The sequence below is a fragment of the Alcanivorax sp. MD8A genome (assembly GCF_002888555.1).
GTDB lineage: Bacteria > Pseudomonadota > Gammaproteobacteria > Pseudomonadales > Alcanivoracaceae > Alcanivorax.
The window spans coordinates 23,255-33,898 of sequence record NZ_AQOQ01000035.1 but is presented as its reverse complement, the minus strand read 5'-3'; the positions used below and the strand labels follow the sequence as shown (position 1 = coordinate 33,898).

The window sequence follows — 10,644 nt, the reverse complement described above, 5'->3', positions numbered from 1 at the left end:
GATGGACAACATAGAATCTCCTACGGCAAAAGGGGATTAAATCAGGCTTTCCCGGAAATCCGCGATAAGCCAAACAAAAGGCCGCCCCCTCTGACAGGGGCGGCCTCATCCCTTCCAGCAAAAACAGCCCGCCACCGCGCGCTGTGCACTGTTCACTCTCTCATGCCACCGCTGGCTGCCCCACCGAATTGGCACGCCCCGCGGTTTCGGCAATCAGCTCACCCATACGCTGCAGCAAGGACGGCGGGAAGTCGTGCCCCATGCCCGGCAGGATCGCCAACTTGGCGCCGCGAATATGACGGGCAGAAGCTTTGCCGCCTGCAGGGCGAATCAGCGGGTCCGCGCCACCGTGAATAACGGTGGTCGGGCAGGTGATTTTCTTCAGCCAGGGTGTCAGGGCACCGGTAGCGACAATCCCCAGGAACTGGTTGCGAATCCCCAGCGGGTTGATGCCGCGCGCCCAACACTGGCGATAAATGTCTGCCAGCTCGTCCCGCCCCTGGGGCAGGGTGCCCGCCAACTTGCCCATCATCTCAAGACCGAACGCCACAAACTGGTCTTCTGTTTCAATCTTCACCCGCGGTGCCACCAGCGCCTTCAGGGCCTCCGGCTTCGGCGGCGGCACCAGACGGCTGTTGTTGCTCGACATGATGGAGGTGAGTGACAACACCCGCTCAGGGTATTTACCCGCCATCAGCTGGCTGATCATGCCGCCCATGGATGCCCCCACCAGATGGGCCTTGTCGATGGCAAGCGCATCCAGCAGACCCACGGTATCGTCCACCATGTCATGAAGGGTGTAGGGGGCATCGACAGACAGACCGATATAACCCCGCATGATGGCCGTGAGCGGACCATGCTTGAGACGCCGACGAATACGCGATGACTTGCCCACGTCCCGGTTATCAAAGCGGATCACCCGGTAGCCCCGCTCAACCAGACTGTCGAGCAACGATTCCGGCCAGAACACCATCTGGGCAGACAGCCCCATAACGAACACGATCGCCTCCCCATTCTCGGGGCCACGGCTTTCGTAGAAAAGCTCAATACCATTGCTGGCGACTGTTCCTGACTGCATGACCTGCCTCAATGTCGTAAAAACCACACTGCAACATAGGCAAGCCGCCCGCATACCACAAGCTCGATCAACCCGATTGGCCTGTTATGCCGCAAACCTGACCCCAGGCGACTGTTTACTGGCCTCTTCACCCCTGCCATTCAGACGGAACGGCCATTAAGGTAGATGCCCTGAATAACAACACAGCGGATTCCCCATGAGTCTTCAGGCGACCCTCGTTAAAGCCGTAACCCGGCGCACCATCAAACGTTCCGGACTGAGTGATGAGCAGGTGGTTCGCCACCTTCGCAAGGTGTTCAACAGCACCCCCAGCCTGACTCTGATGCCATTCGGGGTAAAACTCAGCCAGGTGGATCAGCCCCAGTTTCGTGGCGAACGCCTGAGTGTGACGAACCCCGCCGTCACCGTGCTGTACCTGCATGGTGGCGCCTATGTTGGCGGCGTCACCCGCACCTACCACAACCTGGCCGGTCGTCTGGCCAAAAAACTGAAAGGCGAGGTGTATCTGGCCACCTACCCGTTTGCCCCCGAGCACCCCTACCCGGAGGCGGTCAATCGGGTCATGGAGGCCTATGAATACCTGCTGGGCCTTGGCAAACAGCCACAGGACATTGTGATCGCTGGCGACTCCGCTGGCGGCGGGCTCACCCTGGCAACCCTGCTGCATATCCGTGACAAGGGTCTGCCACAACCGCGCTGTGCGGTCCTGCTGTCGCCGGGCAGCAACGCCACTCCGGACGACCGCGTGCTGGATGCGCTGGATGCCAGTGACGCCATGCTGTCAGCCGACATTGTGCGCTCGGCCATCAACCTCTACATCCCCAATGAAAATGACCGCGACCATCCCTATGCATCGCCCTGCAAGGGCAACTATGAAGGTATCTGCCCGCTGCTGATTACGGTCACCCCGGACGAAGTGCTCTATTCAGACAGCAAGCTGGTACGCCGGGCGGCCGAACAGGCGGGAGTGAAGGTGGAATGGATCGAGCGACCCGGCCTGTTCCATGTCTGGCCGATCATGGTGCCGCTGCTGCCGGAAGCCCGCCAGGATCTGAAACGCATTGTCAGCTTCATCAAACGCGCCTGACCATTTCGCCATGTGCCCAACGGCAGATTCGGTCATTGCAGCCCTCCCTCCTGCGGCGTCTACTGAGACATCGCAGAATAACGACGGGAGCAGGCCATGACCGAACTGCCGCGCATCCGGCCGGAGGACTATTGTGACGATGATCTTCCCCGGCTGACCCAACCCTGGTGGCAAACCCTGCCACGCGGGTTTCACGCCATGCCAGACCATTTTCTGGCCGACAACGACACGCGCTGGCGCATCGATTACACCGCCAGCGTCGACACCCTCGCCCGCACCGGGCTGGCCTGCATGGCCGGCGCCGCCGCGTTGCCCGCCAGCCTGAATGTGCGCCAGCAAAAAGAAGAGCGCGACCTGGTAGCCTTCTATCGCCAGTATCTGGACAGCGGTGACCCGCAGCACTTTTTCCGCCCGCCCACGGTGCGCCCCAGAATCCAGCGAGGTCCGGTGGCCCGCTACCACTTCCAGCCGGAAGACGGCCAGGCCCACACCCTGCAGTTTCGTTCCCCGTTTGACACCGTGAACCCGGCCCTGAGCGAACGTTACCAGGCACACCGTCGCAACCGCATTGCCTGCGCCCAACACTGGAAGCACCACGGCGAACCGCGCCCGACCCTGGTCATGATTCATGGGTTTGTGGCCGATCCGTACTGGCTGAACACCCGCTGGCTGGCCCTACCCTGGTTCTACAAACAAGGGTTTGATGTGTTGCTCTACACCCTGCCCTTCCATGGCCGTCGCAAGGGCGCGCTGGCACCGTTCAGTGGCGCGCAGTTCTTCAGCCAGGGCATGGCCATGCTGAACGAAACCTTTGCCCAAGCGATTCATGACCTGCGCATTTTTCTCGACATGTTGCGCGACGAGGGCAGCCCGGCCATCGGCGCCACCGGCATTTCGCTGGGGGGCTACACCACCGGCTTGCTGTCCTCACTGGAAAAAGACCTGGCCTTCGCCATTCCCAATGTACCGTTGGTCAGCATCATGGACCTGATGAAAAGCTGGTTCCCAGTGAACCTGCAGTTCCCTCTGTTCCACAAAGTGTACGACACGGATCTGGCCGGCTTGCGCCAACTCACAGCGCTACACTCGCCACTCACCTGGCCCTGCCAGGTACCCCAAAAGGGCCGCATGATCATCGGCGGTGCCGGCGACCGTTTTGCGCCCCCCAAGCACAGTTTCCTGTTGAAACAACACTGGCAGGACTGCGACATCCACTGGTTCCCGGGCAACCACATGCTGCATCTGGATCAGGGGCGTTATCTGAAAGCCATGCGGGATTTCATGCACGATGCGCTGGCAGAGAAATCGGCGGCATTGAGTGCCTAGAAAATGTCGGGTGAGTTTTGAGTTTCGAAGATCAAGACCGGGGCTTTCAAACGCCACAAACTTGTTGCCTTTCGAAACTCGCTTCTCGTGACTCGATTGTGAGGCGCTTTTAACTCCGCGCTGCCGCCGGGTTTTCCATGCAAGCATGGACTCCTGCAGCGACTTCAGCGCGGAGCACGTTACGGTTTTTTCGGGGAGTCTGTCTTGAACAACAATGCGGTGCCGGCGCCGCAGGCGACCACGGTTTTCATCATGCTTTCCACACCGATTTCCGGGTGCAGTTCCACCAGCGTTTCATCCACATGATAGATAAAGCCACTGGTGGGATTGGGGCCGGTAGGCACGAACACCGTAACGTGGCCATCGGCATGGCGGGATGTGACCAGGGCAGTGACCGACACATCCACGTTGCGGCCATACAGCCAGACCCGCGCCACCTCACCGCGGCTGAACGGGCTGTCGCTGCTGTTGCCCATCAGCTGCGCAATCACTTCCCGCACCGTGGTATAGCCGGGCAACCGGGTCATGACATTCTCTTCCCACTGCTGCCACAACCAGCTGCCCAACCGGGTTGCCACCAGGGTACCGACCAGAAAACACAACACCATGACCGCCAGCACCGCCAGCCAGTCGGCCACGAATTTGGGCAGACCAAAGGCATTGATGAACACCGAGGTAAACGGGGAAATCATGTCCGTCACCGTCTGGTAGATCCAGCGGAAGAAGAACACGATGATGGAGATGGGCAACAGGATGGTCAGCCCGCCCAGCAGGGATTTTCGAATAAAAAACCAGACGCGGCGGTTGGCTCTCATGGACGGATAATTCCTCTATTTGCAGGGCGGAAATTGTCTCGGCAATCTCCGCCGACAATGGTGGAGATGGGCTCACGCCCATTTCCGCCCTACGGCGGTTACGCTTCCACGTACCAAATACGATTGATGAACAGACAACGCTCCCCCGCCGGGGTTCGCACCTCCACTTCATCCTCTACCTGTTTTTTCAGCAAGGCCCGTGCCAACGGCGCATCAATACTGATATAGCCACGCTCGGTGTCGGTCTCATCCGGCCCCACCAGACGATAGGTCTCCAGGTCACCCTGCTCGTTTTCCAGCTCAACCCAGGCACCAAAAAACACCCGACTCTGGTCTTCCGGAAGCCGCTCCACCACCGTCATGTCATCCAGTCGTTTGCTGAGAAAGCGCACTCGCCGATCGATTTCCCGCAGCTGCTTCTTGCCGTAAATATATTCCGCATTTTCCGAACGATCCCCCTGAGCAGCAGCTTCCTGCACGGCCTGGGTCACCTCGGGGCGCTTGACCTTCCACAGGTACTGCAGCTCGTCGTTCAGTTTGCGGTAGCCTTCCGCGGTAATGTACTTGGAGGCGGGCTTGCCCGTTGGTCGCCAGCGGCCCATGGCTACACCTCAAAAATCCGTTCCAGCTCGCGCAGCCCCTTGAATTCCAGGGTATTCCCGGAGGGATCCTGCACGAAGAATGTGCCTTGCTCGGCAGGCTGCCCCATAAAACGCTCGCGAGGCTTGAGCAGAAACGGCCACTGGTGCTCATGGATTCGCGCCACCAGGGTCTCCCAGCTCGCAAAATCCAGCACCACCCCAAAGTGAGGCATGGGAACAGGATGGCCATCTACCTCGCTGTAGCCTTGAATCGGGGTGAGATCCTCACCCTTGTGCAACGACAACTGGTGGCCGTGCAGATCGATATCGATCCAGTTCTGGGCATCGCGACCACGGCGACCACCCAACACCCGGACATAAAAATCCGCCGCGTCTTCCAGATCATTTACCAGAAAGGCCAGATGAAAGGCCGGCTGTTTTTCCATCGTCTACGGCTCTTGCTAAACTCTCGTGATTGCGTCTGATGTCATCTCTACGACCCGGCCTCAGGCACCGCGCCTGTGTGGTGATCGTCCCGAAGCCCGGATTGCCATGCACACATGGCTGCCACCGGCAGGGTTCGCATCAGGCGCCCCATGTTACTAGAGGATTCCACCCCATGTCTGTCACCCGTGCCCCCTGGCCCGCCACCCGTTTGCGTCGTATGCGCCGCGATGATTTTTCCCGTCGCCTGATGCGCGAGCACACCCTGACCGTGGACGATCTGATCTACCCGGTCTTTGTGCTGGAAGGCAGCAACCAGACCGAAGCGGTGCCGTCCATGCCCGGGGTCGAACGCATGAGCATCGACCTGCTGGTCAAGGAAGCGGAGGAGCTGGCCAGGCTGGGCATTCCCGCCATGGCCCTGTTCCCGGTGACCCCGTCGGACGTCAAAACCCTGGACGGCCGCGAGGCCTGGAATCCGGAAGGGCTGGCCCAGCGCGCCGTGCGGGCGATCAAGGCAGCCGTGCCAGAGATGGGCATCATCACTGACGGTGCGCTGGACCCGTTCACTACCCACGGCCAGGACGGCATCATTGATGACAACGGCTATGTGCTCAATGACGAGACCGTGGACGCCCTGGTCAAACAGGCCCTGTCCCAGGCCGAGGCCGGCGCGGATGTGATCGCCCCGTCTGACATGATGGATGGCCGCATCGGCGAGATCCGCAACGCCCTCGAAGCCCACGGCCACATCCATACCCGCATCATGGCCTACTCCGCCAAGTACGCCAGCGCCTACTACGGCCCCTTCCGGGACGCGGTGGGCTCCGCCGGCAACTTGGGCAAGGCGGACAAGACCACCTACCAGATGGACCCGGCCAATTCCGATGAAGCCCTCCATGAAATTGCCCTGGATCTGGCCGAAGGGGCCGACATGGTGATGGTCAAACCCGGCATGCCCTATCTGGACGTGGTGCGGCGGGTGAAGGACGAGTTCAGGGTACCGGTGTATGCCTATCAGGTCAGTGGCGAATACGCCATGCACATGGCGGCCTTCCAGAACGGCTGGCTGGACCAGGACAAGGTCATGATGGAATCCCTGCTGGCGTTCAAGCGCGCCGGGGCCGACGGTATTCTTACCTACTTTGCCAAGGCCGCCGCCATCAAACTGAACGGCTGATTTGCCAACCCGGGCCGGTGCGGCCATATAATGCATGCACACTTTATCCGGAGTTTTCGCATGAGCCGCCAACGCCCTACCCCCGATCCCGAGCAGGTCGGCCTGCAATGCGCCGCCCTGCACTCCCGAGTGTTTTCCCGGCTGGTGACCCGGCTGTTCAATAGCAGCCTGACGGACAGCGGCCTGCGCATCACCCAGTTTTCCGTGCTTAATGCCATCAAGGCGCGGCCGCCGGAATCCATTTTCCAGCTGGCGGAACTGCTCGGCATGGAGCGTACCTCCCTGCAGCGGACCGTGGACAAACTGATCGACAACGGTCTGGTGCAGGCAGCCCCCACCGGCAACAAACGCGCCCTGGGCCTGAGCCTGACCGCAGACGGTGAAGCACGCTACCAACAAGCCCTGCAGGGCTGGCAGCACGCCCAGCAGCAATTCGAGTCGCTGGTCGGTGCCGCCAACTGGGCTGACATCGCCCGTGAATTGCGCGGTTTCAGTCGCCAGGTCAAGCAGACACTCTGACGGCCGCCGCTGGCTGCACAAACCCCTCAATGGCGGCATGGACCTGGGACGCCTCCAGCAGCCGCCGATGCCCCAGCCCCTGGGTCTGAAACAGGCTGGCATGGGGCAGCGCCTGATGCAGACGCAGGGCATCGCTAAACGGAACTTCCCGATCCAGCGTGTCATGGATCACCAACACCTCACTCTCGATGCCGCGCCCCCGGCGGGCAATATCCAGCACCTCATAACCGATCCCGACCCGGTCCGCCATGGCGTCCAGCAACCCCTGCCGGGCACGGGCACCGAAGCGAAGAAACCTCGCCATGCGACCGACCACCGCGCGAAAGTCCGTTGGCGCCGAGATCAGCACGGCCTGCGGAATTTCCGGGCGCTCCGCCAGCACAAAGGCCAGTGCCGACGCCCCCATGGAATGCCCTACCACCAGATCCACCGGCTCTCCCATCTGTTCCAGCGCGGCTCTAACCGTCGTGATGAACTCCCCCACACTCGATGGTCCGTCCGCCATCACTCCGTGACCAGGCATTTCCAGCACGAAACAGGTCCAATCCGACGGATCGAAGGTCTCCAAAATCGCGTGAAACTGCGACACATCCCCTGACCAGCCATGCACAAACAGCGCCCGCCGTGGCCCGCCCGGGCGCACCCAGCATCGGGCGCGGGTCCCTACCGGCATGCACTCACCGGCATCCCGCAGGGCCTGATTGCTGTCACGACGGACCCCCGCCACCCGCGGCGAGGTCATCATGTTTAACGCCATGCGGCTGGCTCTGGCGGGGGCAATCCGGCTGAACAACGCCATCAAAATCAGGAACGCCTTCATTGTCTTCTCCTTAATGTATATACACTAAAAATGCCAAAGCATTGCCACCCTGCAGAGAAGGCGGCAAGCATGACGCTTTATTTTAGTGTATTTACACTATACGATATAAATCAAGTCGCTCGTCGGGCGGGATACACCGCAACGCCCCGCCCGGCCGTGCTGCAGCCAATGGCTATCGGCACAAAGCGGTTATGATTTCGCCGCTTTTATTCGCGCTGATACTTTTCTGAGATTGGGTCACTGACCCGAGGAGTCATGCTATGCGTACCCTGATACTGGTACTGGGACTTGCTACATCTGCTGTTGCGACTGCCGAGGCCCGCGCCCCCAGCGACGCCGAAATGCAGACACTGGATATTATTCAGCAATCCTGGATTTTCCAGGGATAATCTCTGGCCTGCCAGATATAAAAAAGCCGGCGCATGCGCCGGCTTTTTTATGCTTGTTCCGCTATCAGAAGCTGTAACGGACATTCCCCATGACAGTGCGGGTTTCACCGTAACCACAGTCATACACGTTGGGTCCAGCCTGGCCACGACACCAGGAGACATATTCCTCGTCGGTCAGGTTCTGGACATTCACGCTGAAGTCCCACTGATTCGCCGCGTAACCCAGCATCGCGTCGTACATGGTAACGGACGGCACATCCGGGCCTGCCCCCGTGCCATAGTCATACCCCACGTTGTCACCAACGTAGCGGGCCCCAGCGCCGAAACGCAGGCCGTTTTCCATTTCGTACTTGGCCCAGGCCGAAGCGGTCTGGTCAGCCAGATAGGGCAAACGCTCACCGCTCTCGTCATTGATCGCACGAATATCGGTGTAGCTGGCCTGCAGCTCCAGGTTGCCCAAATGCTTCTTCACTTCCACTTCCCAACCTTCAGACTTGGCACCAATCTGGTCAACGGTATTAGGGCTTGCCCCCTGCACCACACGGTTGGTTTCTTCGATATAGAAGTAAGCTGCTGTGACAGACAGATCCCCCGCATCATTCAAGTACTTGATACCCGCTTCCTGCTGTTCACCGGTTGTTGCCTCAAGGCCGACACCCGAATTGGGGTTGTTGCCAAGATTAGGCACAAACGCTTCGGAGTAACTGATGTAGGGAGAAAGACCAAAATCGAACTGGTACATCAAGCCGAGACGGCCTGTGGTTTCGCTGTCATCACTCTGGTTGTTTGGACCATTCACCACATAGACGGTGTTGGTGGATTCGTCGTGACGCAGGGCGCCAGACACCACCACATTGCCCACTTCAACATGATCAATCAGGTAGACACCCGACTGGCGAATGCCGTTATCGTTGCGATCAACCGGAGCCAGCCCTGCGTAGTTAACGAAACCATACACCGGGTTATACATGTTCAGCGTTGTACCCACGACACCAGAGAAGTAGTTCTCTTCTTCCCAGAGAGCATCCTGATAATCCACACCCACAGCCATGATGTGGCGGGTATTCCACAGACTGAAGTCACCTTCCAGGCGCACATCGAAATTCGTCACGTCGGTGGAGCGGTCCGCCATATGCATAGAGCGGAAAATATCACCAGTGGCACTGACAGGGTAGCCAATGGCCGCCCAGTGCTCACGGGTTTCGGTCTCTGATTTGGTATGACGAGCCGTCAACGCGACAGCCCAACTATCATTGAGACGCTGATCGACGAACAGGGTCACTTCATCCTGTGCGCGGTCATAACGATCCCAGCTCGGCTCCCCCACAAAGGTATTCACCGGGATATCTCCCAGCGCGCTAGGCAACAAGGTGCCCTGCGCGGGCAGGAACTGTGCGGAGATACCGCCGTTGTTTTCCTGGGTATTGAACAGCAGGGAAATTGTGGTGCTATCGGTAGGCAACCAAGTGAAAGACGGCGCAAACAGGAAGCCATTGTCGTCGACATAATCTACCTGTGTACCGCTCTCGCGCTTCAGCGCCACCATGCGATACAACAGCTTGCCATCCTCTGACATGGGGCCGGTGACATCGGCCGCCAACTGCTTGCGATCATAGGAGCCCACCTGCGCCCAGATTTCCCCCTGCTGCCGGGCTTTGGGGAGTTTGGATACGGAGTTCACGATACCGCCCAGCTCAGCCTGACCGTATAGCACAGAAGACGGGCCCTTCAGGACCTCTACACTCTCAAGCGCATAGACATTGGTACGCACGCTGTTATAGCTACCATAAAGAGAGCGTAGCCCGTCTTTATAGAAAGAGGCATCGAGGCCCCGCACTTTCACCCAGTCACCGCGGGTATCGAAGCCGAAAGCGCCAGCGTAAATGCCTGAGGAATACATCAATGCATCCTGAATATTCTTGGCACCGGTATCCTTGATGAATTCCTGGTTGACCACGGTGATCGCATAGGGCGTCTTTTCCACCGGCACCTTCAGCTTGCCGGTCGTCGCAGTGCCGCCCTCGGTAATGTACCCCTCCCCTTCCTGGGCTTCGGTACTCACTTCAACGGCAGGGATTTCATTGGCCTGGGCAGCATCGTCTGCTTGTGCAGCCACAGGAAAAAGGGAAAGCAGGGACATCCCCACCAGCGGCGCGCCCCAAATCGCGCGATATCGGCAAGTCATTGGCAAACTCCAAAACAAAGCAAAGAAAGACTGAAAACAAGAACGATTCGCATTCTATATTGTTGTCACCCTTCTGAAAAGTAAGCTTTGTCAGCTCCCAACCATGTCTGACGAACTGGATTCACCACTTTTTCTGCAACACGACGAGGATTAAGCTGGCACAAGGAGATTTCCCCGCCCCTGTCATTCCCATGTCACATTTATGTCATGGAATAGAGGG

Annotated in this window: 11 protein-coding genes; 5 read left to right on the top strand and 6 right to left on the bottom strand. The window is 59.2% G+C overall.

Annotation, left to right across the window (positions count from 1 at the left end; translation table 11 throughout):
• Nucleotides 1-160: 160 nt before the first annotated feature.
• Nucleotides 161-1,078, bottom strand: coding sequence for an alpha/beta fold hydrolase (locus A15D_RS14650; RefSeq protein ID WP_102792528.1), 918 nt, complete (start codon nt 1,076-1,078; stop codon nt 161-163).
• A gap of 196 nt (nt 1,079-1,274) precedes the next feature.
• On the opposite strand from A15D_RS14650, the gene A15D_RS14645 reads away from it, so the two are divergent.
• Together A15D_RS14645 and A15D_RS14640 are read left to right on the top strand one after the other, a co-directional pair.
• Nucleotides 1,275-2,165: an alpha/beta hydrolase gene (locus tag A15D_RS14645; protein WP_102792527.1), complete on the top strand. Its 891-nt coding sequence runs from the start codon at nt 1,275-1,277 to the stop codon at nt 2,163-2,165.
• Nucleotides 2,166-2,261: 96 nt separating this feature from the next.
• The gene (locus tag A15D_RS14640) at nt 2,262-3,491 is read left to right on the top strand and encodes an alpha/beta hydrolase (protein ID WP_102792526.1); all 1,230 of its coding nucleotides are present in this window, start codon (nt 2,262-2,264) and stop codon (nt 3,489-3,491) included.
• Between the two features lie 179 nt (nt 3,492-3,670).
• Here A15D_RS14640 and A15D_RS14635 read toward each other — a convergent pair whose 3' ends face one another.
• The 3 genes from A15D_RS14635 to A15D_RS14625 all read right to left on the bottom strand — a co-directional run bounded on the left by A15D_RS14635 (nt 3,671) and on the right by A15D_RS14625 (nt 5,333).
• Entirely contained in the window at nt 3,671-4,306 is a 636-nt protein-coding gene (locus A15D_RS14635) for a DUF502 domain-containing protein (protein WP_102792525.1), read from the bottom strand.
• A gap of 98 nt (nt 4,307-4,404) precedes the next feature.
• Nucleotides 4,405-4,908: a transcription elongation factor GreB gene (gene greB, locus A15D_RS14630; RefSeq protein WP_102792524.1), complete on the bottom strand. Its 504-nt coding sequence runs from the start codon at nt 4,906-4,908 to the stop codon at nt 4,405-4,407.
• 2 nt (nt 4,909-4,910) lie between these two features.
• Complete coding sequence (locus tag A15D_RS14625) at nt 4,911-5,333, bottom strand: VOC family protein (RefSeq protein ID WP_102792523.1); 423 nt, start codon at nt 5,331-5,333, stop codon at nt 4,911-4,913.
• Between the two features lie 173 nt (nt 5,334-5,506).
• Here A15D_RS14625 and hemB point away from each other — a divergent pair, with 173 nt between their 5' ends.
• A complete protein-coding gene (gene hemB / locus A15D_RS14620) occupies nt 5,507-6,511 on the top strand; it encodes a porphobilinogen synthase (RefSeq protein ID WP_102792522.1) in 1,005 nt (334 codons plus the stop codon).
• A gap of 60 nt (nt 6,512-6,571) precedes the next feature.
• Nucleotides 6,572-7,030: a MarR family winged helix-turn-helix transcriptional regulator gene (locus A15D_RS14615; protein WP_102792521.1), complete on the top strand. Its 459-nt coding sequence runs from the start codon at nt 6,572-6,574 to the stop codon at nt 7,028-7,030.
• Here the strand turns inward: A15D_RS14615 and A15D_RS14610 are convergent.
• A complete protein-coding gene (locus tag A15D_RS14610; protein WP_102792520.1) occupies nt 7,014-7,850 on the bottom strand; it encodes an alpha/beta fold hydrolase in 837 nt (278 codons plus the stop codon). The genes A15D_RS14615 and A15D_RS14610 overlap by 17 nt on opposite strands.
• 260 nt (nt 7,851-8,110) lie before the next feature.
• Between A15D_RS14610 and A15D_RS17470 the strand changes: the two genes are divergently transcribed.
• The gene (locus A15D_RS17470; protein ID WP_255407682.1) at nt 8,111-8,239 is read left to right on the top strand and encodes a hypothetical protein; all 129 of its coding nucleotides are present in this window, start codon (nt 8,111-8,113) and stop codon (nt 8,237-8,239) included.
• Between the two features lie 64 nt (nt 8,240-8,303).
• Here A15D_RS17470 and A15D_RS14605 read toward each other — a convergent pair whose 3' ends face one another.
• Nucleotides 8,304-10,424, bottom strand: coding sequence for a TonB-dependent siderophore receptor (locus tag A15D_RS14605; protein WP_102792519.1), 2,121 nt, complete (start codon nt 10,422-10,424; stop codon nt 8,304-8,306).
• Between the last annotated feature and the right edge of the window lie 220 nt (nt 10,425-10,644).

Bases quoted from the DNA above. Each gene is read 5' to 3' on its own strand.
- A15D_RS14615 (WP_102792521.1), top strand. From the start codon at position 6,572: ATGAGCCGCCAACGCCCTACCCCCGATCCCGAGCAGGTCGGCCTGCAA.
- A15D_RS14635 (WP_102792525.1), bottom strand. From the start codon at position 4,306: ATGAGAGCCAACCGCCGCGTCTGGTTTTTTATTCGAAAATCCCTGCTG.
- A15D_RS14605 (WP_102792519.1), bottom strand. From the start codon at position 10,424: ATGACTTGCCGATATCGCGCGATTTGGGGCGCGCCGCTGGTGGGGATG.
- A15D_RS14625 (WP_102792523.1), bottom strand. From the start codon at position 5,333: ATGGAAAAACAGCCGGCCTTTCATCTGGCCTTTCTGGTAAATGATCTG.
- A15D_RS14640 (WP_102792526.1), top strand. From the start codon at position 2,262: ATGACCGAACTGCCGCGCATCCGGCCGGAGGACTATTGTGACGATGAT.
- A15D_RS14610 (WP_102792520.1), bottom strand. From the start codon at position 7,850: ATGAAGGCGTTCCTGATTTTGATGGCGTTGTTCAGCCGGATTGCCCCC.
- A15D_RS14645 (WP_102792527.1), top strand. From the start codon at position 1,275: ATGAGTCTTCAGGCGACCCTCGTTAAAGCCGTAACCCGGCGCACCATC.
- hemB (WP_102792522.1), top strand. From the start codon at position 5,507: ATGTCTGTCACCCGTGCCCCCTGGCCCGCCACCCGTTTGCGTCGTATG.
- A15D_RS14650 (WP_102792528.1), bottom strand. From the start codon at position 1,078: ATGCAGTCAGGAACAGTCGCCAGCAATGGTATTGAGCTTTTCTACGAA.
- A15D_RS17470 (WP_255407682.1), top strand. From the start codon at position 8,111: ATGCGTACCCTGATACTGGTACTGGGACTTGCTACATCTGCTGTTGCG.
- greB (WP_102792524.1), bottom strand. From the start codon at position 4,908: ATGGGCCGCTGGCGACCAACGGGCAAGCCCGCCTCCAAGTACATTACC.